2 protein-coding genes are annotated in these 26,972 nt (G+C 70.4%); both read left to right on the plus strand.

Features of this window, described 5'->3' with window-relative positions:
* The first annotated feature begins 842 nt into the window (after nt 1–842).
* A complete protein-coding gene (locus ACFW9Z_RS31170; protein WP_384645987.1) occupies nt 843–22,889 on the plus strand; it encodes a non-ribosomal peptide synthase/polyketide synthase in 22,047 nt (7,348 codons plus the stop codon).
* Between the two features lie 83 nt (nt 22,890–22,972).
* Nucleotides 22,973–26,972: amino acid adenylation domain-containing protein (locus ACFW9Z_RS31175; RefSeq protein ID WP_384645984.1), on the plus strand; the 4,000-nt coding region annotated here is incomplete at its 3' end.

The raw sequence follows: 26,972 nt of genomic DNA on the forward strand, positions 1-26,972 counted from the left end.
GACGTCATCCTCGGCCAGGCCGACGCCGAACCACCGCTGAAATTCCAGGGTATCGAGAGCGCTTCGCCATGCACTGCTTTCTGACATCAAAAACCTCGCGCACCCCGCAAGTCGTCGTGAAGATGGGGACCTTGACGCAGGCGTGTGCGATCACGTTAGGCGACGCCCGCGACCGAGGTGTATGAGGTAGATCACACGTTGAAGTGTGGGAGGCGGAGAGGCCCCCCGGACGGGGCGTCCCGAAGCGGCGAGTGCGACAAACCGGTGAACTGCCCTGGTCAACGCGGCCTTGGCCATCATGCGTCGATGCTGCTCGGTGGTGCATGAATCACCTTGACGAGCCCCGGATCGGCTGCTTGACTCCGGGATGTGGGGCGAATACCGGATGGCCAGGTGCCCTGCTCGACTGAACATCAAAGCACCACGGGGGTTTTTGCGTTGATGGCAGAACTTGGGTTTCCATGCCGCTGTGTCATGCCTGAGGTGGCGAACCAGCGCAGATGCCCGCTGCGCCCTCTGGGTGGCAGACGGTACGAGCGATCCCGTTCTGTCGGGCTTTAGCGGGAATTTCCGCCCGCTTTACTGACGTTGGGGCTATTCAGGCACGCATGCCTGTGACACCAACCGCATGATGAGAAGTTCAGGGTTTCCCGCTTCCTTTCTCATGTCTCATGCCCCTTTCGCTGTCTTCGGCTTTGCTGTCTGCCTTGTCTGCTGACGGCTAATCTGTCGTGTTCTCGTACGCCTTGTTCAACTGACGGTGAAAACCGCCTCGTTTGAACGGCGTGCACGAGGGCCCTTCATCCAACGACTCGGCCGGACCATCGCCCAATGCCTCAGCCCTGCCCGGGGCGAGGCGGAGAAGAAGGAATCAGCCCGTGATCCCGTTGTCCTTCGCGCAGCGCCGCCTGTGGTTCCTGCACAAGCTGGAGGGGCCGTCAGCCACGTACAACATGCCGCTGACGCTTCGGCTCAAGGGCGATGTTGACGCGGAGGCACTCCAAGCGGCCATCCGGGACGTGATGGAACGTCATGAGTCGTTACGTACCGTCTTCCCCGAGGTCGACGGCGAACCGCACCAGCTCGTCCTCGAACCCGGCGCGTTCGACTTCGGCTGGGAGAGCAGGCCGGTCGCCGAGGCCGATCTGCCGCGCACCCTGAAGACGGCCGCGCGCCACGCCTTCGACCTCTCCTCCGAAGTGCCCATCCGGGCCGCTCTGTTACAGATCCGGCCGGACGACAGCGTCCTGATGCTGCTCATGCACCACATCGCCGGTGACGGCTGGTCGATGGCCCCCTTGACCCGCGACGTGGTGGAGGCGTACACCGCACGCGTCGAGCAGCGCGCCCCGCAGTGGCCCGAACTCCCCGTCCAGTACGTCGACTACACCTTGTGGCAGCGCGAGCTGCTCGGCGACGAGGACGACCCGGAGAGCGTCTTCTCCCAGCAGGTCGCCTACTGGGTCGACCAGCTGGCGGACCTGCCCGAGCAGGTGACCTTCCCCGCCGACCGCCCCCGGCCCGCCACGGCCAGTTACGAGGGCGCCCAGTTGACGTTCGAGCTGGACACGGAGCTGCACCGGGGCCTCGTTGAGATGGCGCGCCGCACCAACACGACGGTGTTCATGGTGCTGCAGGCCGGTATGGCCGCGCTCCTCACCCGCCTCGGCGCGGGCACCGACATCGCGCTGGGCAGCGGCGTGGCGGGCCGCACGGACGAGGCCCTCGATGACCTCATCGGCTTCTTCGTCAACATGTTCGTGCTGCGCACGGACACCTCGGACGACCCTGCGTTCGAAGAGCTCCTGGGGCGCGTCCGCCAGGCGAGCCTGGCAGCGTACGAGCACCAGGACGTGCCGTTCGAGCGCCTGGTGGAGCTGCTCAACCCGAACCGCTCGTCGGCCCACCACCCGCTCTTCCAAGTGGCTCTCGTCCTTCAGAACGCGCCTACCGAGGAGTTCGAGCTCCCCGGACTCCAGGTGCAGGCGGAGGTCATCGGCTCCGGCACGTCCCGCTTCGACATGCTCGTCTCTCTGACCGAGCGCCATGACCGGACGCAGGGTCCGGCGGGCATCGAGACGGTGGTCGAGTTCGCGTCCGAGCTCTTCGACCGTGGGACGGTGGAGGGGTTGTTGGGGCGTTGGGTGCGGTTGCTGGAGCAGGTGGTGGCGGATCCTTCGCTGTCCGTCGGTGCGGTGGAGCTGCTGTCGGATGATGAGCGTGGTCGGCTGCTGGAGGTGTGGAACGGCACGTCCGTCGAGGTGCCGTGGGTGACGCTGGCGGGGTTGTTCGAGGCCCAGGTGCGGCGGGACGCGGATGCGGTGGCGTTGGTTCATGGTGGGGTGTCCCTGTCGTACGGGGAGGTGAACGTTCGGGCCAACCGGCTTGCGCACTGGCTGATCGGCCAGGGTGTGGGGCCGGAGAAGCTGGTGGCGGTGGAGTTGCCGCGGTCGGTGGAGATGGTGGTCGCGGTCCTGGCGGTCCTCAAGGCCGGTGGCGCGTACGTACCGATCGACCCGGCCTACCCGGCCGAGCGGCGTGCGTTCATGCTGGCGGACGCGTCCCCGCTCCTCGTCCTGGACCCGGAGGCACTGGCACGGGACCTGTCCGCCTTCCCGGACACCGACCCCCGGCTCCCCGTGGAGTCGGCGCACCCCGCCTACGTCATCTACACCTCCGGCTCCACCGGCACCCCCAAGGGTGTGGTGGTGTCGCATCGTGGTGTGGCGAGCTTGGCTCGTGCGCAGGCGGAGCGGCTGGGGGTTGGTTCTGGCAGCCGGGTGTTGCAGTTCGCCTCGCCGAGTTTTGATGCGGCGTTCTGGGAGCTGGTGATGGCTTTTGGCTCCGGTGCTGTGCTGGTGGTGCCGGAAGAGGGCCGTCTGGTGGGTGAGGACTTTCAGCGGGTGGTGGCTGAGCAGGCTGTGACGCATGTGACGTTGCCGCCGTCGGTGTTGGGTGCTGTTCCTGTGGGTGCGGAGTCGGGGCTGGGGTCGTTGGAGTCGGTGGTGCTGGCGGGTGAGGCGGTGCCGCCGGAGTTGGTCGCGCGGTGGTCGCGGGGGCGGCGTGTGGTGAATGCGTACGGTCCGACGGAGTCCACCGTCTGTGTGTCGATGAGCACCGGTACCGATGCGGCAGCCGCTCCCATCGGCCGGCCGATCACCAACACCCGCGCCTACGTCCTGGACGAGGTGTTGCGGCCGGTTCCGGCGGGTGTGGTGGGTGAGCTGTATGTGTCGGGTGCCGGTCTGGCGCGTGGATACCTGGGCCGGGCGGGGTTGACGGCGGAACGCTTCGTCGCCTGCCCGTTCGAGCCGGGGGTGCGGATGTATCGCACCGGTGATCTGGTGCGATGGCGTGCGGATGGCCAGCTGGAGTTCATGGGCCGTGCTGACGAACAGGTCAAGGTCCGTGGCTTCCGTATCGAGCCGGGCGAGGTCGAGTCCCTGCTGACTGGGTGTGAGGGTGTGCGTCAGGCGGCTGTTCTGGTTCGTGAGGATGTTCCGGGGGATCAGCGTCTGGCTGCCTATGTGGTGCCGGACCTGGCCGTGGCTGCCGCTGTGGGTGCCGTTGAGGACGCGGGCTCCGGTGGGGACGCTCAGGTGGAGGAGTGGCGGGAGATCTATGACTCGGTGTATGCCGGGTCGGGGTCGGGTGGTTTCGGTGAGGATTTCTCGGGCTGGGACAGTTCGTATACGGGTGAGCCGATTCCGCTGGACGAGATGCGTGCGTGGCGTGATGCGGCCGTGGGGCGGGTGCGTGACCTCGGCGGTGAGCGGGTCCTGGAGGTCGGTGTTGGTTCTGGTCTGCTGATGGCGCATCTGGCGCCGGGTGTGGATGAGTACTGGGGCACGGATCTGTCGGGTGCTGTGATCGACAGGTTGACCGCTCAGGTGGCCCGGGCGGGGTTGTCGGATCGGGTGCGGTTGCGGTGTCAGGCGGCCGATGTGGTCGACGGGCTGCCGTCGGAGTACTTCGACACCGTTTTGATCAACTCGGTGGTGCAGTACTTCCCGGACGGGGAGTACCTGGCCCGGGTGATCGACCAGGCCGTCAGCCTGCTGGCCCCGGGTGGCCGTCTCGTGATCGGTGATGTGCGGCACGCGGGTTCGCTGCGGGCGCTGCACGCGGCGGTGAACGCCGATCGTGGTGCGGCGGCTCGTTCGGTGGTGGACCGTGCGGTGCTGCTGGAGAAGGAGCTGGTGACGGCCCCGGAGTTCTTCACCGCGCTGGCTGCGGCCGATGAGCGTGTTGGCGGGGTGGACATCCAGCTGAAGCGGGGTGGCTATCACAATGAGCTGACTCGTCACCGGTATGAGGTGGTGCTGCACAGGGCGCCGGTGCGGGTGCGGGATGTGGCCGGGCTGCCGGGTGTGGTGTGGTCACCGGAGTGGGAGCTGGGGGCTGTCGAGGCGCCGGTGCGGGTGTCGGGGATTCCGAACGCGCGGCTGGTGGCGGAGGTGGCCGCCGAGCAGTTGCTGGATGCCCAGGACTTCGGTCCGGCGGTGGACCCGGAGGAGCTGGTGCTCCGGGGTGCCGAGCTGGGGCTGCGGGTCGTGGTGACGTGGTCGTCCCAGTCCGTGGCGCTCTTCGACGCGATCGTCTTGCCGTCCGGCGCGGAGGAGGGAGTGCTGTCGGGCGTGTACGTGCCGGCGGTCTCAGGTGGTCCATGGGTGAACAGCCCGGTGGCTGCCCGGGGGATCGGCGCGGTGGTGAAGGCCGCCTGTGAACGCCTGGCCGAGCGGTTGCCGGAGTACATGGTGCCGTCGGCGGTGATGGTGCTGGACCGGCTGCCGCTGACCCCGAACGGGAAGCTGGACCGCAGGGCGCTGCCCGCCCCCGACTACGCGGCGACTGCGGGTGGTCGTGCTGCGCGTACGCCGCAGGAAGAGACGCTGTGTGCCCTGTTCGCCGAGGTCCTCGGCCTGGAGCGGGTCGGGATCGACGACAGCTTCTTCGACCTGGGCGGCCACTCCCTGCTCGCCACCCGCCTGGTCAGCCGCATCCGCAGCGTGATCGGCGTCGAGCTGCCGATCAAGGACGTCTTCGAGGCGCCGACCGTCGCCGGACTGGTGGAGCGACTGCGGGGCGACGGCCAGGCCCGTAAGGCTCTGGTGCCTGTGGACCGGCCGGATGTGGTGCCGCTGTCGTTCGCCCAGCGCCGCCTGTGGTTCCTGCACAAGCTGGAGGGCCCCTCGGCGACGTACAACATGCCGCTTGTCCTGCGGCTGCGCGGTGGTGTCGACGCTGAGGTGCTGCATGCCGCTCTCCGGGACGTCGTCGCCCGGCACGAGTCGCTGCGCACCGTCTTCCCCGAAGTGGCGGGCGAACCACACCAGTTGGTTCTGGACGCGCAGAGCGCGGAGCTGGAGTGGCAGCGCTGCCCGGTGACGGAGGAAGAGCTCCCGAAGGCCCTGGAGGAAGCCGCCCGCTACGCCTTCGACCTCGCCTCCGAGATACCCATCCGCGGCTGGCTGTTCGAGACAGGAGCGGACGACAGCGTCCTGCTCCTCCTCGTGCACCACATCGCGGGTGATGGCTGGTCGATGGGGCCGCTGGCGCGGGATGTGGTGACTGCTTACACGGCCCGTTCGCAGGGTGGTGCCCCGGGGTGGTCCGCGTTGCCGGTTCAGTACGCGGACTACTCGCTGTGGCAACGTGAGTTGCTCGGTGACGAGAGTGACGCGGACAGTGTCTACGCCCAGCAGGTGGGCTACTGGCGTGAGCAGCTCGCGGGCCTGCCCGAGCAGGTGACCTTCCCGACCGACCGGCCCCGCCCCGCCGTGGTCTCCTACGAAGGCGCGCACCTGCCCTTCGAACTCGACGCGGAGCTCCACCAGCGGCTTGTGGAGTTGGCGCGGCGGTCGAACACGACGGTGTTCATGGTGTTGCAGGCCGGTCTTGCGGCGCTGCTCACGCGTCTTGGCGGGGGTACGGACGTTCCGTTGGGTTCGCCGATCGCCGGGCGTATGGATGATGCGCTTGATGACTTGGTCGGCTTCTTCGTGAATACGTTGGTGTTGCGCACGGACACCTCGGGTGACCCGAGTTTCGAGGAGCTTCTGGGCCGGGTGCGGGAGACGAGCCTGGCGGCGTACGAGCACCAGGACGTGCCGTTCGAGCACCTGGTGGAGCTGGTCAACCCGCAGCGCTCCACCTCCCATCACCCGCTCTTCCAGGTCATCCTGGGCCTGCAGAACGCCCAGGAGGGCTCCTTCGAGCTGCCCGGCCTCAACGTCACAGCGGAAGGCGTCGACCTGAGCGTGGCCAAGGCCGACCTGGCGGTCAACGTCATCGAGCGCTACGACGAAGCGGGGGCGCCGGCAGGCATCGAGGCCCTCGCCGAGTTCGCCACAGCCCTGTACAACCGCTCCACCGTCGAGAGCTTCGCCACGCGGTGGGTGCGACTGCTGGAGCAGGTGGTGACCGACCCGTCGGCGCCGATCGGCAGGGCCGAGCTGCTGACCGAGGCGGAGCGGGCCCGGATCCTGTCCGAGTGGAACGACACGGCGGCCGAGGTGCCGGGCGAGACACTGGCCGGGCTGTTCGAGGCCCAGGTGCGCCGTGCACCCCAGGCGACCGCCGTCTACTTCGCCGACACGCCCGTCAGCTACACCGAGCTCAACACGCGGGCCAACCGGCTTGCGCACCGGCTGATCGGCCAGGGGGTGGGCCCGGAGAAGCTGGTGGCGGTGGAGTTGCCGCGGTCGGTGGAGATGGTGGTGGCCGTCCTGGCCGTCCTCAAGGCCGGCGGTGCCTATCTGCCGCTGGATCCCGAATACCCGGGGGACCGGCGGGAGTTCATGCTGCGCGACGCGCGCCCGGTGCTGGTCCTGGACGCGGAGGCCATGGCCCAGGACATGTCCGGCTTCCCCGACACGGACCCCGAGGTCGGCATCGCCCTCACGTGCCCGGCGTACGTCATCTACACCTCCGGCTCCACCGGCACCCCCAAGGGCGTGGTCGTCACCCACACGGGCGTCGCCGCCCTGGCGCGCACCCAGGTCGAGCGGCTGGGCGTCCGCCCCCCGAGCCGGGTGCTGCAGTTCGCCTCACCCAGCTTCGACGTGGCCTTCGGCGACCTGTGCACCGCGTTCGCCGCAGGCGCCGCGCTCGTCGTCCCCGAACCGGGACGGCTGTCGAGCGAGGCCCTCCACCGGCTCCTGGCCGATGCGGAGGTCACGCATGTGCAGCTTCCGCTGTCGGTGCTGCGCGCGCTTACCTTCGACGGCATCGAGTCGGCCCTGCCCCGCCTTGAGACCGTGGTCGCCGGTGGCGAGGTGTGCCCGCCGGAGCTGGCCGCGCGCTGGTCCGCGGGGCGCCGCATGCTCAACGCCTATGGTCCGACCGAGGCGACGGTCTGCGTCTCCACCAGCACCGTGACCGACGGCGAGCCGCTCTCCGACGGAGTCGTGCCGATCGGGCGCCCGGTGACCAACACCCGCCTGTTCGTGCTCGATGAGGTGTTGCGGCCGGTTCCGGCGGGTGTGGCGGGTGAGCTGTATGTGGCGGGTACTGGTCTGGCGCGTGGTTACCTGGGCCGGGCGGGGCTGACGGCGGAACGCTTCGTCGCCTGCCCGTTCGAGCCGGGGGTGCGGATGTATCGCACCGGTGACCTGGCGCGGTGGCGTGCGGATGGCCAGCTGGAGTTCATGGGCCGTGCTGACGAACAGGTCAAGGTCCGTGGCTTCCGTATCGAGCCCGGCGAGATCGAGTCCCTGCTGACCGGCTGCGAGGGTGTGCGTCAGGCGGCCGTCCTGGCCCGTGAGGATGTTCCGGGGGATCAGCGTCTGGTGGCCTACGTGGTGCCGGACGGCGCTGCCGCCGCGCTCGACCCGGCAGCGCTCACCGCCCACCTGGCCGAGCGGTTGCCGGAGTACATGGTGCCGTCGGCGGTGATGGTGCTGGACCGGCTGCCGCTGACCCCGAACGGGAAGCTGGACCGCAGGGCGCTGCCCGCCCCCGACTATGCGGCGACCGTGGGGGGTCGCGTTGCGCGTACGCCGCAGGAGGAGGTGTTGTGTGCCCTGTTCGCCGAGGTTCTCGGTGTGGAGCGGGTCGGGATCGACGACAGTTTCTTCGGCCTGGGCGGCCACTCCCTGCTCGCCACTCGCCTGGTCAGCCGTATCCGCAGTGTCCTGGGTGTGGAGTTGCCGATCAAGGATGTGTTCAGCGCGCCGACGGTGGCCGGTCTTGCCGGTCGGCTGAGCGTGGGGGAGGGACGGACCCGTAAGGCTCTGGTGCCTGTGGACCGGCCGGATGTGGTGCCGCTGTCGTTCGCGCAGCGCCGTTTGTGGTTCCTGCACAAGCTGGAGGGTCCCTCGGCGACGTACAACATGCCGCTTGTCCTGCGGCTGCGCGGTGGTGTCGACGCTGAGGTGCTGCACGCCGCTCTCCGGGACGTCGTCGCCCGGCACGAGTCGCTGCGCACCGTCTTCCCCGAGGCCGACGGCGAACCCTGCCAGGTGGTCCTCGACCCGGCCGACGCCGCGTTCGGCTGGGAGAACCGGCCGGTGACGGAGGCGGAGCTGCCGGGCGCCTTGGCGGAGGGAGCCCGCCACGCGTTCGACTTGTCCCGCGAAATCCCGCTTCGCGCCTGGCTGTTCGAGATCACGTCGGGCGAGAGCGCCCTGCTGCTCCTGATGCACCACATCGCGGGTGATGGCTGGTCGATGGGGCCGCTGGCGCGGGATGTGGTGGCTGCTTACACGGCCCGTTCGCAGGGTGGTGTCCCGGGGTGGTCCGCGTTGCCGGTTCAGTATGCGGACTACTCGCTGTGGCAACGTGAGTTGCTCGGTGACGAGAGTGACGCGGACAGTGTCTACGCCCAGCAGGTGGGCTACTGGCGTGAGCAGCTCGCGGGCCTGCCCGAGCAGGTGACCTTCCCGACCGACCGGCCCCGCCCCGCGGTCGCCTCGCACGAGGGAGGCTCCCTCGCCTACGCGCTGGACGTGGGGCTCCACCGGCGGCTTGTGGAGTTGGCGCGGCGGTCGAACACGACGGTGTTCATGGTGTTGCAGGCCGGTCTTGCGGCGCTGCTCACGCGTCTTGGCGGGGGTACGGACGTTCCGTTGGGTTCGCCGATCGCCGGGCGTATGGATGATGCGCTTGATGACTTGGTCGGCTTCTTCGTGAATACGTTGGTGTTGCGTACCGACACCTCGGGTGACCCGAGTTTCGATGAGCTTCTGGGCCGGGTGCGGGAGACGAGCCTGGCGGCGTACGCGCACCAGGACGTGCCGTTCGAGCACCTGGTGGAGCTGGTCAACCCGCAGCGTTCCACCTCCCACCACCCCCTCTTCCAGGTCATCCTGGGCTTGCAGAACGCCCAGGAGGGCTCCTTCGAGCTGCCCGGCCTCAACGTCACGGCGGAAGGCGTCGACCTGAGCGTGGCCAAGGCCGACCTCGAACTCAACGTGGTGGAGCGCCACGGCCACGACGGTGCTCCCGAAGGCATCGTCACGGCCGTCCAGTACTCCGCCGAGCTCTTCGACCGTGGGACGGTGGAGGGGTTGTTGGGGCGTTGGGTGCGGTTGCTGGAGCAGGTGGTGGCGGATCCTTCGCTGTCCGTCGGTGCGGTGGAGCTGCTGTCGGGCGATGAGCGTGGTCGGCTGCTGGAGGTGTGGAACGGCACGTCCGTCGAGGTGCCGTGGGCGACGCTGGCGGGGTTGTTCGAGGCCCAGGTGCGGCGGGACGCGGACGCGGTGGCGTTGGTCCATGGTGGGTTGTCCCTGTCGTACGGGGAGGTGAACGCGCGGGCCAACCGGCTTGCGCACCGGCTGATCGGCCAGGGTGTCGGCCCGGAGAAGCTGGTGGCGGTGGAGCTGCCGCGGTCGGTGGAGATGGTGGTGGCCGTCCTGGCGGTCCTCAAGGCCGGTGGCGCGTACGTACCGATCGACCCGGCCTACCCGGCCGAGCGGCGCGCCTTCATGCTGGCGGACGCGTCCCCGCTCCTCGTCCTGGACCCGGAGGCACTGGCACGGGACCTGTCCGCCTTCCCGGACACCGACCCCCGGCTCCCCGTGGAGTCGGCGCACCCCGCCTACGTCATCTACACCTCCGGCTCCACCGGCACCCCCAAGGGTGTGGTGGTGTCGCATCGTGGTGTGGCGAGCTTGGCTCGTGCGCAGGCGGAGCGGCTGGGGGTTGGTTCCGGCAGCCGGGTGTTGCAGTTCGCCTCGCCGAGTTTTGATGCGGCGTTCTGGGAGCTGGTGATGGCTTTCGGCTCCGGTGCCGTGCTGGTGGTGCCGGAAGAGGGCCGTCTGGTGGGCGAGGACTTTCAGCGGGTGGTGGCCGAGCAGGCTGTGACGCATGTGACGTTGCCGCCGTCGGCGCTGGGTGCTGTTCCTGTGGGTGCGGAGTCGGGGCTGGGGTCGTTGGAGTCGGTGGTGCTGGCGGGTGAGGCGGCGCCGCCGGAGCTGGTCGCGCGGTGGTCGCGGGGGCGGCGTGTGGTGAACGCGTACGGCCCGACGGAGTCCACCGTCTGTGTGTCGATGAGCACCGGCACCGATGCGGCAGCCGCTCCCATCGGCCGGCCGATCACCAACACCCGCGCCTACGTCCTGGACGAGGTGTTGCGGCCGGTTCCGGCGGGTGTGGTGGGTGAGCTGTATGTGTCGGGTGCCGGTCTGGCGCGTGGATACCTGGGCCGGGCGGGGCTGACGGCGGAACGCTTCGTCGCCTGCCCGTTCGAGCCGGGGGTGCGGATGTATCGCACCGGTGACCTGGTGCGATGGCGCGCGGATGGCCAGCTGGAGTTCGCGGGCCGTGCTGACGAACAGGTCAAGGTCCGTGGCTTCCGTATCGAGCCCGGCGAGATCGAGTCCCTGCTGACCGGCTGCGAGGGTGTGCGTCAGGCCGTTGTTCTGGCCCGTGAGGACGTTCCCGGAGACCATCGTCTGGTGGCCTACGTGGTGCCGGACGGCGCTGCCGCCGCGCTCGACCCGGCAGCGCTCACCGCCCACCTGGCCGAGCGGTTGCCGGAGTACATGGTGCCGTCGGCAGTGATGGTGCTCGACCGGCTGCCGCTGACCCCGAACGACAAGCTGGACCGCAGAGCCCTGCCCGCCCCCGACTACGCGTCCGGCCCAGCGGGCCGCGGCCCCCGCACACCTCAGGAAGAGGTGATGTGCCGGCTGTTCGCCGAGATCCTGGACCTGGAGCACATCGGCATCGACGACAGCTTCTTCGACCTCGGCGGCCACTCCCTGCTCGCCACCCGGCTCGTCAGCCGGGTCCGCAGCGAACTGGACGTCGAGCTCCCCTTCCGGGTTCTGTTCGAGTCACCGACAGTCGCTGAACTCGTGGCGCAGCTGGACCTCGGCGGCCCGACGCGCACGTCCCTGGCCCCCATGGACCGCCCCGACACGGTGCCGCTGTCGTTCGCGCAGCGCCGCCTGTGGTTCCTGCACCGCCTTGAGGGCCCCTCGGCGACGTACAACATGCCGTTGCCGCTCCGCCTGAAGGGCACCGTGGACCCGGAGGCGATGCGGGCCGCGCTGCGGGACGCAGTCGGCCGGCACGAGCCGCTGCGCACCGTCTTCCGCGAGACCGACGGCGAACCGCACCAGGTGGTCCTCGACCCGGCCGACGCCGCGTTCGGCTGGGAGCACCGGGCGGTGACGGAGGCGGAGCTCCCGGCGGTGCTTGAGGAAGCCGCCCGCTACGAGTTCGACCTGACCGGCGATGTGCCGTTCCGGGCCACCCTGTTCGAGATCCGGCCCGACGAATGGGTGCTGCTGCTGTTGCTGCACCACATCGCCGGCGACGGCTGGTCCATGGGCCCGCTCGCCCGCGACGTGGTGACGGCCTACACCGAGCGCCTCCAGGGCCGGGCCCCGCAGTGGGCGCCACTGCCCGTGCAGTACATCGACTACACCCTGTGGCAGCGCGAGCTCCTCGGCGCCGAGGACGACCCGGAGAGCCTCTACGCCCAGCAGGTGGACTACTGGCGCGAGCAGCTGGCCGGGCTCCCCGACCAGATCGCCCTGCCCACCGACCGGTCCCGGTCCGCGACACCCTCCTACGACGGGGCGTCCGTCGGCTTCGAGACCAGCGCGGAGGTGCACCAGCGCCTCACGGCCCTCGCGCGGGAGACGGGCGCGACCGTGCCCATGGTCGTGCAGGCGGCCATGGCGGCGCTGCTCACCCGGCTGGGCGCGGGCACGGACATCCCGCTCGGCTCGCCGATCGCCGGACGCATGGACGCCGCACTCGACGACCTCGTCGGCTTCTTCGTGAACACACTGGTGCTGCGCACCGACACCTCCGGCGACCCGAGCTTCCGGGAGCTGGTGGAGCGGGTGCGGGAGACCAACGTCTCCGCGTACGCCCACCAGGACGTGCCGTTCGACCACCTGGTGGAGCTGCTCAACCGGCAGCGCTCGTCCGCCCACCGTTCCCCCTTCCAGGTCATGCTCGTCGTCCAGGACAACCCCACCGCGGGGTTCGAGCTGCCCGGCCTTGAGGTCAGCGGCGAGCCGGTCGACATCGAGACCGCCAAGGTCGACCTCTCGGTGAACGTGATGGAGCGGCACACCGCCTCCGGAGCGCCCGCGGGCATCGCCGGCGCGATGAAGTACGCGACCGACCTCTTCGACCACGCCATGATCCAGAGCGTCCTGGACCGGTGGACGCGGTTCCTGGAACAGGTGGCGGCCGACCCCTCACTGCCCATCGGCCAGGCGGAGCTGCTGGCCGAGGAAGAGCGCGGACAGATGCTGACGACCTGGAACGACACGACCGTCGCGGTGCCGCAGGCGACGCTCTTCGAGCTGTTCGAGACCCAGGTGCGGCGCAGCCCCGACGCGGTGGCGCTGGTCTGCGGTGAGCACTCCCTGGCCTACGGGGAGCTGAACGCCCGGGCCAACCGCCTCGCACACTGGCTGATCGGCCAGGGGGTGGGGCCGGAGAAGCTGGTGGCGGTGATGCTGCCGCGGTCGCTGGAGATGGTGGTGGCCGTCCTCGCCGTCCTCAAGGCCGGCGGCGCCTATGTGCCGGTCGACCCGGAGTACCCGGCGGAGCGGCGTGCCTTCATCCTCGACGACGCGGCCCCCCTCCTCGTCCTCGACGAGGACACCCTCGCCCGCGACCTGTCCGCACACCCGGACACCGACCCCGAAGCCGACGTCGAGATGGAGCACCCGGCGTACGTCATCTACACATCGGGTTCCACGGGCAGGCCCAAGGGCGTGGTCATCGAGCACCGGGCCGTCGCCAACTACCTCAACTGGACCACGCACCACTACCCCGCCGCGCGGGGCGCCACGCTGGTGCCCACCTCGATCGCCTTCGACCTCACCGTCACCGGCCTCTACACCACCCTCGTCGTCGGCGGCCGCGTCCATCTGTCGGCCCTGGAGGACATCCCGTCCGAGAGCGACGGCGTGCCGGTGGCGCTGGCCAAGACCACGCCGTCACACCTGCCGATGCTGAGCGAGCTGCCCAAGCACTGGTCACCCGGCGAGATGCTGATCCTCGGCGGCGAGGCCCTGACCGCCGAGGCCCTCGCCGAGTGGCGCGCCGCACACCGGCGGGTCACCGTCGTCAACGCGTACGGCCCCACCGAGACCACCGTCAACTGCACCGAGTTCCGCATCGGCCCGAAGGAAAAGCTGCCCGCGGGGCCCGTCCCCATCGGCCGCCCCTTCTGGAACATGCGGACCTACGTCCTCGACGCCCGCCTGAAGCCGGTGCCCACCGGCGCGGTCGGTGAGCTGTACGTCGCCGGTGCCCAGCTGGCCCGCGGCTATCTGGGCCGCTCCGGCCTGACGGCGGAACGCTTCGTCGCCTGCCCCTTCGAGCCGGGAGCACGCATGTACCGCACCGGCGACCTGGCGCGCTGGCGCGCGGACGGCCAGCTGGAGTACTCCGGCCGCGCCGACGAACAGGTCAAGGTGCGGGGCTTCCGTATCGAGCCCGGCGAGATCGCCGCGGCCCTGCTCGACCACCCGGACGTGCGGCAGGCCGTCGCCGTGGCCCGCGAGACAGAGCAGGGGGACACCCAGCTCGTCGGCTACGTCGTACCGGCCACCGACCCCGCCGCCGTCGACCCCGCCGCCCTGCGCGCGCACGTCGCCGAGCGGCTGCCGGACTACATGGTCCCGGCCGCGGTGGTGATCATCGACGAGGTCCCGCTGACCCCCAACGGCAAGCTGGACCGCCGCGCCCTGCCCGCCCCGGAGTTCACCGCCCTCAGCAGCGGCCGCGCCCCGCGCACCCCCCAAGAGGAACTGCTGTGCGGGCTGTTCGCCCACGTCCTCGGCGTGGACCGGGTGACCGTCGACGACAGTTTCTTCGACCTGGGCGGCCACTCGCTGCTCGCCACCCGCCTGGTCGGCCGCATCCGCGCGGCCCTGGGCATCGAGGTGCCGATCGCCACGGTCTTCGAGTCACCGACCGTGGCCGGGCTCGCCGCCCGCCTCGACACCGGCGTCCGGGCCCGTACGGCACTCGCGCCCATGCCGCGCCCGGACGCCATCCCGCTGTCCTTCGCCCAGCGCCGCCTGTGGTTCCTGCACCAACTCGAAGGACCGTCGTCCGCGTACAACTGGCCCCTCGCGCTGCGCCTGTCCAAAGCGGTCGACCAGGACGCCCTGCGGGCAGCCCTGAAGGACCTGGTGGCGCGGCACGAGTCGCTGCGCACGGTCTTCGCCGAGACCGACGGCGAACCCCGGCAGATCGTGCTGGAGCCGGCCGAGGCCCCGCTGCGCCTCGACGTCGAGGAGGTACCGGCGCACCTGCTGCACCAGGCCGTGCGGCGGGCGACCGGCCACCACTTCGGCCTGGACCGACAACCGCCGGTACGGGCCTGGCTGTTCCTGCCCACCACGGACGCCCCTGAGCACACGGACGGCACCGGCTCCGCCGACCCGGCCGCACCGGTCCTCGTCGTCCTGATGCACCACATCGTCGGCGACGGCGCCTCCCGGGCGCCGCTGATGCGCGACCTCGCCCAGGCATACGAGGCGCGCCTGACGGGCTCCGCCCCCGACTGGCCGCCGCTGCCCGTCCAGTACGTCGACTACTCGATCTGGCAGCAGCGGCTCCTCGGCCGCACCGACGAACCGGACAGCCTGGTGGCCCAGCAGCTCGCCTACTGGGAGACCGCCCTCGACGGCATCCCCTCCCAGCTCGAACTGCCCACGGACCGGCCGCGACCCGCCGTCGCCAGCTACCGCGGCGACATCCTCACCTTCACCCTGGACCCGGAGTTGCACACCGCCCTGCGCACGCTGGCAGCCGACTCCCAGTCGACGCTGTTCATGGTGGTGCAGACCGCGTTCGCCGCCCTGCTCTCGCGGCTCGGCGCCGGCCACGACATCCCGGTCGGCGTCCCGATCGCGGGCCGCACGGACGAGGCCCTCGCCGACCTGGTGGGCTTCTTCGTCAACACCCTGGTGCTGCGCACCGACACCGGCGGCAACCCCCGCTTCGACGAACTCCTCGGCCGCGCCCGGGACACCGCGCTGACCGCGTACGCCAACCAGGACCTGCCCTTCGAGTTCCTGGTGGAGGCACTCAACCCGGTCCGGTCAATGGCCAGCAACGCGCTCTTCCAGGTGATGTTCCAGCTGCACAACGTGGACGCGCCGACGCTGCGGATACACGACATCGAAGCCACCCCGTACCCGCTGGACGGCGACAACTCCAAGTTCGACCTCTTCCTCAGCCTGGCCGAGGCACAGAGCGACGACGGGCGGCCCGCAGGGCTCACCGGAACGCTGGAGTACGCCACCGAGCTCTTCGACCGCGCCACGGTGGAGAAGATCGCAGAGTGGTACGAGAACCTCCTGCGCGCGATCGCGCTCGACCCGGCGGTGCGCATCGCCGACGCCGAACTGCTCTCCGCCCAGGAGCGGTCCCACACCCTGGTGGCCCGCAACGACACCACGGCACCGGCGCCCACCGAGCCCGCCCACGAGCGGTTCCAGCGGCAGGCCGCCGTGACCCCCCAAGCGCTCGCCGTGCGCGCCGGGGACGAGACGGCCACCTACCGGCAGCTGAACGGCCGCGCCAACCAGCTGGCACGCCTCCTCCTCGACCACGGCATCGGGCGGGAGAGCGTGGTCGCGCTCGCGCTGCCCCGCTCCGTGGACATGGTCGTCGCGCTCCTCGCCGTACAGAAGGCGGGCGCGACCTACCTGCCCATGGACCCGGCACACCCCGCCGACCGCCTCGCCTACGTCCTCAAGGACGCCGCATCCGCCGCGCTGATCACCACCGCGGCCATCCAGGAGAAGCTGCCGGACGCACAACCGGACCTCGTGCTCCGCCTCGGCGACGCCGACGTGGAGGACAGGCTCGCAGCCTGCGCGGTCCACGACGTGACCGACACCGACCGGCGCGCACCGGTCGACCTCGACAGCGCCGCCTACGTCATCTACACCTCGGGCTCGACCGGCCGGCCCAAGGGCGTGGTGGTCTCCTACGGGAGCATCTCCCAGTTCCTCGACTCCGTCGGCGCCCGCCTCGGGCTGACGCCGCGCGACCACATGGTGGCCGCGACCACCATCACCTTCGACATCGCGGCCGTGGAGATCTACGCCCCGCTGCTCGCCGGCGCCAGCGTCGAGGTCGCCACCGACCAGGTCGGCAAGGACCCCATCGCCCTGCACCGCCTGATCCGCGACCGCGGCGCCACGGTCTTCCAGGGCACCCCGTCGGTGTACCGCTCCATCCTCGCCCACGCCCCCCAGGGCCTGACCGGCGTCCGGCTCCTCGTCGGAGGCGAGGCGCTGCCCGCCGCCCTGGCCGAGCGCCTCCACACGCAAGGCGGCGGCGCGGTCAACCTGTACGGGCCGACCGAGGCCACCGTCTGGATCACCGCCGCCGACGTGACCGGCCCGGACCGCCCACCGATGATCGGGCTGCCGCTGCGCAACGCCCAGGTGTACGTCCTCGACGCCCGGCTGCGACCGGTGCCCGACGGCGTCGCCGGAGAGCTGTACCTCGCGGGCCCGTTCCTGGCCCGCGGCTACCTCGGGCGGCACGGGCTCACCGCCGAACGCTTCGTGGCCAACCCCTACGGCGCGCCCGGCTCCCGCATGTACCGCACCGGTGACCTGGCCAAGTGGCGTGCCGAGGGCGGACTCGAATTCGCCGGCCGGGTCGACGACCAGGTCAAGGTGCGCGGATTCCGCATCGAACTCAGCGAGATCGAGGCCGCACTCACCCGGCAGCAGGGCGTCGCCGCAGCCACCGTCGTGGTGCGCGAGGACGACGAGACCCCGCGGCTCGTCGGCTACGTCGTCCCCGACCAGGACTGGGCGCACCGCCGCGACAGCGCAGACGACGGCAGACAAATCGTCTCCTGGCAGGAGGTCTATGAGTCGGTCTACCGCGACCAGGCGGACAACGGAGGATTCTGGGAGGACTTCGGGATCTGGAAGAGCAGCTACGACGGCTCCCCGATCCCGCTCGCCGAGATGCACCAGTGGCGCTCCGCGGCCGTCACGGAGATCCTCCGGCTCGCCCCGCGCAACGTCCTCGAACTGGGCGTCGGCAACGGACTGATCCTCTCCCAAGTGGCCCCGCACTGCACCGCCTACTGGGGCACCGACTTCTCCGCATCGGCCATCGAGAGCCTGCGCGCGAGGACGGCCGAGCAGGCGGAGCTGACCGGGCGCGTCGAACTGCGCGCCCAGGCCGCCGACGACACCACAGGCCTGCCGGAGGGCTTCTTCGACACCATCGTCATCAACTCCGTGGCCCAGTACTTCCCGCACGCCGACTACCTGGCCGATGTCATCCGCAAGAGCCTGCGACTGCTGGCCCCCGGCGGCTCCGTCTTCCTCGGCGACATCCGCAACCTGCGGCTGCTGCGCCACCTCCAGGCAGGGGTCGTCGCCCACCGCCTGGAGGCGGGCGACGAGCCGGAGGCCGCACGCGCGCTCCTGGAGCAGAAGGTCCGGGACGAAGAGGAACTGCTCCTCGCCCCCGACTTCTTCGTGCGGCTCGGCGAGACCCTGGAGGACGCCGGCGGCGTCGACATCCGGCTCAAGACCGGCGACTACGCCAACGAGCTCTCCCGCTACCGCTACGACGTGGTGATCCACAAGGCCCCGGCCGCCCCGGACACCGCGGCCGACCTGCCGGAACTCACCTGGGACGCGGTGGGCGCCGGCACCGAAGGACTCACGACGGCACTGCGCGCACACCCGTCCGGGCTGCGGCTGGCCGATGTGCCCAACGCCCGCCTGCGGGCCGACCATCTCGCACTGCGAGCCATCGAAGGCGGCGGCCGGCCCGAGACCCGGAGCCCGGCCGGCCTGGACCCGGAGGAATTGCGCGAACTCGCCGCCGCCCAGGGCATGGCGGCCGTGACGACCTGGTCCAACTCCGGCCAGGACGCCTGCTTCGACGCGGTCCTCAGGCCCGCCGGCACCAGCACTCCGGTGATCGCCTACCGTGGCAGCGACGCCACCCGGCCCGCCCAGACGCACGCCAACAGCCCCGCCGCGCACCGCCGCGTCGTCGAGCTGAACCGGGAACTGCGCACCGGACTGCGCACATGGCTGCCGGAGTACATGGTCCCCGCCGCCTTCGTCGTCCTCGACCGGCTGCCGCTCACCCCGATCGGCAAGCTCGACCGCTCGGCGCTGCCCGCCCCCGACTACGGCACCCTCAGCGAGGGCCGCGAGCCACGCACCGCGCAGGAAGCCGAACTGTGCACCCTGTTCGCCGAGGTCCTCGGCCTGGACCGGGTCGGCATCGACGACAGCTTCTTCGACCTCGGCGGCCACTCCCTGCTCGCCACCCGCCTGGTCAGCCGCATCCGCGGCGTGTTCGGCGTGGAGATCACCATCGGCACCGTCTTCGACGACCCGACCGTGACCGGACTCGCCCGGCACCTGGCCGGCAGCGGCCGGGCCCGCGCCGCGCTGGTGCCGATGGCACGCCCGCAGGCCGTACCGCTGTCGTACGCGCAGCGCCGCCTGTGGTTCCTGCACAAACTGGAGGGCCCCTCCGCCACCTACAACATGCCGCTGGCGCTGCGCCTCACCGGCCAGGTGGACCGGGACGCGCTGCGCACCGCACTGCTCGATGTGGTCGGCCGGCACGAGTCGCTGCGCACCGTCTTCCCCGAGGTCGACGGCGAGCCGCACCAGGTGGTCCTCGACCCCGACCGGGCCGAGATCGGCTGGGAGACCCGCGCGGTCACCGAGGCCGAGCTGCCCGCGGCACTCGACACCGCGGCGCACCACGGATTCGACCTCGCCACCGAGCCACCCGTACGCGCCTGGCTCTTCGAGACCGGGACGCCCGAGCACGACGAGTGCGTCCTGCTGGTCCTGCTGCACCACATCGCCGGCGACGGCTGGTCCCTGGCCCCGCTGACCAAGGACCTCGCCGCCGCCTACGCCGCACGCAGCACCGGCAGTGCCCCGCAGTGGGCCGGACTGCCGGTCCAGTACGCCGACTTCACCCTCTGGCAGCGGGAGGTCCTGGGCCGCGAGGACGACCCGGACAGCGCCATCGCCCAGCAGGCGGCGTTCTGGCGGCGGATGCTGTCCGGAGCGCCGGAGGAACTGGCCCTGCCCACCTCCCGGCCCCGCCCCGACCGGCCCAGCCACCGGGGCGCCACCGTCGCCATCGAGCTGCCCGCCCACGTCCACCGCGGCCTGGTGGAACTGGCCTCCCAGTCCGGGGCGAGCGTCTTCATGACGCTCCAAGCCACCATGGCGGTGCTGTTGTCCCGGCTCGGCGCCGGTGACGACATCGTCATCGGCGCCCCGATCGCCGGCCGCACCGACGAGGCCCTCGACGACCTCATCGGGTTCTTCGTCAACACCCTGGTGCTGCGCACGGACCTGTCCGGGAACCCCACGTTCACCGAACTCCTCGGCCGGGTCCGGGAGACCGACCTGGCCGTCTACGCCCACCAGGAGCTGGCCTTCGAGCGGCTCGTGGAGATCATCAACCCGGACCGGTCGACATCCCGGCACCCGCTGTTCCAGGTCATGATGTCGCTCGCCAACACCGGCCGCGCCGACCTGACACTGCCCGGACTCGACGTCGGCTTCGTCGACGCCGGAACCGACGCCGCCAAGTTCGATCTGGACTTCACGTTCAGCGAGAGCTTCGCCGACGACGGCTCACCGGCGGGGCTGGCCGGACAACTCAGCTACGCCACCGACCTGTTCGACCACGATGCCGCGGCAGCGATCGTGGCCCGCCTGGGCACGGTGGCCGAGGCGGTGGTCACCGACCCGCGGCGGCCCGTCGGCGAGATCGACGTCATGACCGAAGCCGAACGGCACCAGGTGCTGTGCGAGTGGAACGACACCGACCGGGAAGTGCCCGACGTCACCCTCGTGGAACTCCTCCAGGACCGGGCCGCGGTAACCCCGCACGCGGTGGCGGTGGCGGCCGAGGACGGTCTGCTCACCTACCTGGAGCTCAACGAGCGGGCCAACCGGCTCGCCCGGCACCTGTCCGCGCTCGGAGCGGGCCCCGAGCGGTTCGTCGGCCTCGCCGTGCCGAGCTCGGCCGCGATGCTGGTGGCAATGGTCGCGGTGCTGAAGTCCGGCGCCGCCTGTCTGCCGCTCGACCCCAACCACCCGGCCGACCGCCTCACACACGCCCTCGACGACACCGCGCCCGTATGCGTGCTCACCACCGCCCAGACGGCGGCCCTCCTTCCCCAGGCCCTGCACACCCGCGTTCTCCTGGACTCTCCGGAGACGGCAGCGGCGCTCGCCGCCCTGCCGTCCCACAACCTGTCCGACACCGACCGCACCGCCCCGCTGCTGCCCCGCAACCCCGCCTACGTGATCCACACCTCGGGGCCGACGGGGCGCTCGAAGGGCGTGGTGGTCGAGCACCGCTCGGTGGTGAACTTCCTCAACTGGGCAGTGCGGCACCACCCGGCAGCGCGTGGCGCGACACTGGTGCACTCATCGATCGCCTTCGAACTGACGGCGACCGCCCTGTACACCACCCTCGCCAGCGGCGGCCGGGTCCACCTGAGCGGCCTTGAGGAACTGCCCGGACGGGAACCGGCCGACGACGCCCCCGTGACGCTGGTGAAGGCGACCCCCTCGCACCTGCCGCTTCTGGAAGCGCTGCCCGAGGGCTGGTCGCCCGGCGAAACCCTGATCCTCGGCGGCGAGACACTGATCGGCGAGGCAGTCGCGGCCTGGCGGACCCAGCACCCCCACGTCACCCTGATCAACGCCTACGGCCCGACCGAACTGACCGCCATCTGCGCCCAGTTCGAGCTCCCACCGGAGACGGAACTGCCCTCCGGACCGGTGCCGATCGGCCGCCCGTCCTCCAACACCCGCGCCTACGTCCTCGACGCCGGGCTGCGGCCGGTGCTACCGGGCACGGTGGGCGAGCTGTATATGTCCGGGGCTCAGGTCGCCCGCGGCTATCTCGGCCGCCCGGGGCCTACCGCGGAGCGGTTCGTACCGAACCCGTTCGAGCCGGGCGTACGGATGTACCGCACCGGTGACCTGGCACGCTGGCGCGCCGACGGCCAACTGGAGTTCGCCGGCCGCGCCGACGAACAGGTCAAGCTCCGCGGCTTCCCCATCGAGCCGGGCAAGATCGCCACCGCCCTCGCATCGCACCCGTCGGTGCGGCGGGCAGTGGTGGTCGCCCGAGCGGACGGCCCGGACGGCACCCAGCTCATCGGCTACGCGGTGCCCGAGGACGGAACGGCGGAGCTGGACGGGCGCGCGCTGCGCGCCCATGTGGCGGACCGACTGCCGGAGTACATGGTCCCGTCCGCCGTCGTGGCCATCACGGACGTGCCCCTGACGCCCGACGGCAAACTGGACCGCACGGCCCTGCCCACGCCCGACCTCACGGACGCCGGGCGGGGCCGAGCACCCCGCACCCCGCACGAAGAGGTGCTGTGCGGGCTGTTCGCCGAAGTCCTGGGGATGGAGTGGGTCGGCGTCGACGACAGCTTCTTCGACCTCAGCGGCTACTCCCTGCTCGCCATCCGCCTCATGAGCCGGATCCGCGACGTGCTCGGTGTCGAGCTGCCGCTGCGAGTCCTCTTCGAGGCGCCCACCCCGGCGGGCCTCGCCGCCCGCCTCGACGTCGCCGGCGACGAGAACGCCCTGGAGGTGCTCCTGCCGCTGCGGACCCAGGGCGAGGGCCGCCCGGTCTTCTGCGTCCACCCCGGCAGCGGCCTCGGCTGGTCCTACGCCGGTCTCCTCCAGTACATCGACCGGGACACCCCGGTGTACGCCCTGCAGGCTCGCGGCCTGACGGGCGGAAAGCTCGCGGAGTCCATCGAGGAGATGGCCGAGGACTACCTGGAGCAGATCCTCCGGATCCAGCCCGAAGGCCCGTACCACCTCCTGGGCTGGTCGTTCGGCGGTGTCGTCGCCCACAGCATCTCCGTGCTGCTGGAGGAGCGCGGCGAGCGGGTGGCGCTGCTGACACTGCTCGACTGCTTCCCGGTGAACCCGGTCAGCCGCCGCGAGATCGAGGAGTCCCTGCCGAAGGTGCAGGTCGCCGACGTGCACCGCGCCATGCTGGCCCTCTTCGACATCGAACTCACCGACGAGGAGGCGGCCGAGCTCACCCACGAGGCCACAGCGGAGCTGCTGATCACGAAGAACACCGCCCTGGCCGGCCTCAGCGAGGCCGAGGTCACGGCAATGATGCACCTGACCATCAACCACGCCCTCCTGGAGGTGGACAACAAGCCCCGGCCGGTCTCCGCGCCGACGCTGATCCTGGCCTCCACCGGCGACGAGATGAACCACAAGCTCGAACCCGGAATCTGGGCCCCCTATCTCACCGGCGACATCGAGTTCCAGAAGGTGGACTGCCAGCACACGGACATGATGAATCCGGAACCGCTGCGGGACATCGGCCCGATCGTTGCCGAGAAGATCCGGCAGACGTGTTCGACCCACCCCACCACGTGACCCACCGCATGAGCCGGCCGCCAAAGACCCCATCCGGGCCGATGCACGACGGATTCGAAACCGCCAGAAGAGGGAGCGAGAAGTTGGACGCCAAGGCATCGCGCGAGGAGGTGCTGTGCGCTCTGTTCGCCGAGACGCTCGGCAAGGACCACGTGGGCCCCCACGACGACCTCTTCGAGCTCGGCGGTCATTCACTGACGGCGATCAGGCTGCTCGTCCGGATCCGCGCCGCCCTGGGCACAGAGCTGAAGATCAAGGAGATCTTCGACTTCTCCACACCCGCCGCGCTCGCCAAGCGGCTGGCCGAGACAGCCGACGGCGGCGACACCCACACGCCCCTCGCACACGCCCAACGCCCCGATGTGGTGCCGCTGTCGTTCGCCCAGCGCCGCCTGTGGTTCCTGCACAAGCTGGAGGGCCGCTCGGCGACGTACAACGTCCCCCTGGCCCTCCGCCTCACCGGCACCGTCGACGCCGAGGCACTGCACGCGGCCCTTCTCGATGTCATCGGCCGACACGAGTCGCTGCGCACCGTCTTCCCCGAGGTCGACGGCGAGCCGTACCAGCTGATACGAGACCTGGACGAGGCCGACTTCCGGTGGGAGCGACGATCCGTCCCCGAGGCCGACCTGGAGCGCACGCTGCGCGACATGAGCCGCTACGGATTCGACCTGTCCACCGAGATACCCCTGCGTGGCTGGCTGTTCGAGACGGGGCCCGGGCACAGCACCCTGCTCCTGTTACTGCACCACATCGCCGGTGACGGCTGGTCGATGGCCCCCCTGGCACGCGACGTGGTGGAGGCGTACACCGCACGCGTCGAGCAGCGCGCCCCGCAGTGGCCCGAACTCCCCGCGCAGTACGCCGATTACACCCTGTGGCAGCGCGACCGACTGGGCGACGCGGGCGACCCGGACAGCGTGTACGCCAAGCAACTCGACTACTGGCGCCGGGAGCTGGCGGACCTGCCCGAGCAGGTGACCTTCCCCGCCGACCGCCCCCGGCCCACCACAGCAGGCTACGAGGGCGGCCGGGTCGACTTCCAGCTCGACGCCGAACTGCACCGCGGCGTCCACGAACTGGCGCGCCGCACCAACACGACGGCCTTCATGGTGCTGCAGGCCGGCATGGCCGCGCTCCTCACCCGCCTCGGCGCGGGCACCGACATCGCGCTGGGCAACGGCGTGGCGGGCCGCACGGACGAGGCCCTCGACGACCTCATCGGCCTCTTCGTCAACACCTTCGTGCTGCGTACCGACACCTCCGGGAACCCCACCTTTGAGGAGCTCCTCGCTCGGGTACGGGAGCGGAGCGTGACGGCGTACGCGCACCAGGACGTGCCGTTCGAGGACCTGGTCGAGGTCCTCAACCCGCAGCGCACCACCAGCCATCACCCGCTGTTCCAGGTCGCCATGGTGCTCCAGAACATGCCGTCGGAGGAGTTCCGCCTCCCACGGCTCCAGGTCCGCACCGAGTTCATCAGTACCGAAACCTCGCGCTTCGACATGCTGGTCGAGATGTACGAGCGCCACGACGACACCGGCGGCGCGGCGGGCATCGAGGCGTTGGTCGAGTTCGCGTCCGAGCTCTTCGACCGTGGGACGGTGGAGGGGTTGTTGGGGCGTTGGGTGCGGTTGCTGGAGCAGGTGGTGGTGGATCCTTCGCTGTCCGTCGGTGCGGTGGAGCTGCTGTCGGATGATGAGCGTGGTCGGCTGCTGGAGGTGTGGAACGGTACGTCCGTCGAGGTGCCGTGGGTGACGCTGGCGGGGTTGTTCGAGGCCCAGGTGCGGCGGGACGCGGATGCGGTGGCGTTGGTTCATGGTGGGTTGTCCCTGTCGTACGGGGAGGTGAACGCGCGGGCCAACCGGCTTGCGCACTGGCTGATCGGCCAGGGTGTCGGCCCGGAGAAGCTGGTGGCGGTGGAGCTGCCGCGGTCGGTGGAGATGGTGGTGGCGGTCCTTGCCGTCCTCAAGGCCGGCGGTGCCTATCTGCCGCTGGATCCCGAGTACCCGGGGGACCGGCGGGAGTTCATGCTGCGCGACGCGCGGCCGGTGCTGGTCCTGGACGCGGAGGCCATGGCCCAGGACATGTCCGATCTCCCCGAGACCGACCCTGTGGTGGGTGTGGGGGGTGAGCAGGCGGCGTATGTGATCTACACCTCCGGTTCCACCGGTGTTCCCAAGGGTGTGGTGGTGTCGCATCGTGGTGTGGCGAGCTTGGCTCGTGCGCAGGCGGAGCGGCTGGGGGTTGGTTCCGGCAGCCGGGTGTTGCAGTTTGCCTCGCCGAGTTTTGATGCGGCGTTCTGGGAGTTGGTGATGGCTTTCGGCTCCGGTGCTGTGCTGGTGGTGCCGGAAGAGGGCCGTCTGGTGGGCGAGACACTGCGTGGTGTTCTGGAGGGACAGCGTGTCACGCATGTGACGTTGCCGCCGTCGGTGTTGGGGGCGCTGCCCGCTTCGGCGGAGTCGGGGCTGGGGTCGTTGGAGTCGGTGGTGCTGGCGGGTGAGGCGGCGCCGCCGGAGTTGGCCGCGCGGTGGTCGCGGGGGCGGCGTGTGGTGAATGCGTACGGCCCGACGGAGTCCACCGTCTGTGTGTCGATGAGCGGTGAGCTGGTGGAGGGTGTGGCGCCGATCGGCCGGCCGATCACCAACACCCGTGCCTTTGTTCTGGATGAGGTGCTGCGGCCGGTTCCGGTGGGTGTGGTGGGTGAGCTGTATGTGTCGGGTGCTGGTCTGGCGCGTGGATACTTGGGCCGGGCGGGGTTGACTGCGGAGCGGTTTGTGGCGTCGCCGTTCGAGTCGGGGGTGCGGATGTATCGCACCGGTGATCTGGTGCGGTGGCGTGCGGATGGGCAGCTGGAGTTCGTGGGCCGTGCGGATGAACAGGTCAAGGTCCGTGGCTTCCGTATCGAGCCCGGCGAGATCGAGTCCCTGCTGACCGGCTGCGAGGGTGTGCGTCAGGCGGCCGTCCTGGTCCGTGAGGATGTTCCGGGGGATCAGCGTCTGGCTGCTTATGTGGTGCCGGACCTGGCAGCGGCGGCGGCTGCGGCGGCGGGCGGTGCCGAGGAGGCGGATTCCGGTGGGGATGCCCAGGTCGGTGAATGGCGGGAGATCTACGACGCGGTCTACTCGGGTGCGGGGTCGGGTGGTTTCGGTGAGGATTTCTCGGGCTGGGACAGTTCGTACACGGGTGAGCCGATTCCGCTGGACGAGATGCGTGCGTGGCGTGATGCGGCCGTGGAGCGGGTGCGTGACCTCGGCGGTGAGCGGGTCCTGGAGATCGGTGTCGGTTCTGGTCTGCTGATGGCGCATCTGGCGCCGGGTGTGGATGAGTACTGGGGTACGGATCTGTCGGGTGCTGTGATCGACAGGCTGACTGCTCAGGTGGCCCGGGCGGGGTTGTCGGATCGGGTGCGGTTGCGGTGTCAGGCGGCCGATGTGGTCGACGGGCTGCCGTTGGAGTATTTCGACACGGTGTTGATCAACTCGGTGGTGCAGTACTTCCCTGATGGGGAGTATTTGGCCCGGGTGATCGACCAGGCCATGGGGTTGTTGGCTCCGGGTGGTCGTCTGGTGATCGGTGATGTGCGGCATGCGGGTTCGCTGCGGGCGCTGCACGCGGCGGTGAACGCCGATCGTGGTGCGGCGGCTCGTTCGGTGGTGGACCGTGCGGTGCTGCTGGAGAAGGAGTTGGTGACGGCCCCGGAGTTCTTCACTGCGCTGGCTGCGGCCGATGAGCGTGTTGGCGGGGTGGACATCCAGCTGAAGCGGGGTGGCTATCACAACGAGCTGACTCGTCACCGGTACGAGGTGGTGCTGCACAAGGCGCCGTCGGAGGTGGTGGATGTCGCGGAGTTGCCGTGCGTGTCCTGGACGCCGGAGTTCGATGTCGCTGGTGTTGGTGGCCCGGTGCGGGTGTCGGGGATTCCGAACGCGCGGCTGGTGGCGGAGGTGGCTGCGGAGCGTCGGCTTGATGGGCTGGATGCTGAGGTGTTCGGCCCTGCGGTGGATCCGGAGGAGTTGGTGCTGCGGGGTGCCGAGCTGGGGTTGCGGGTGGTGGTGACGTGGTCGCCGCAGTCGGTGGCGC

The sequence above is a fragment of the Streptomyces sp. NPDC059452 genome, assembly GCF_042750035.1.
In the GTDB taxonomy this organism is placed as follows: domain Bacteria; phylum Actinomycetota; class Actinomycetes; order Streptomycetales; family Streptomycetaceae; genus Streptomyces.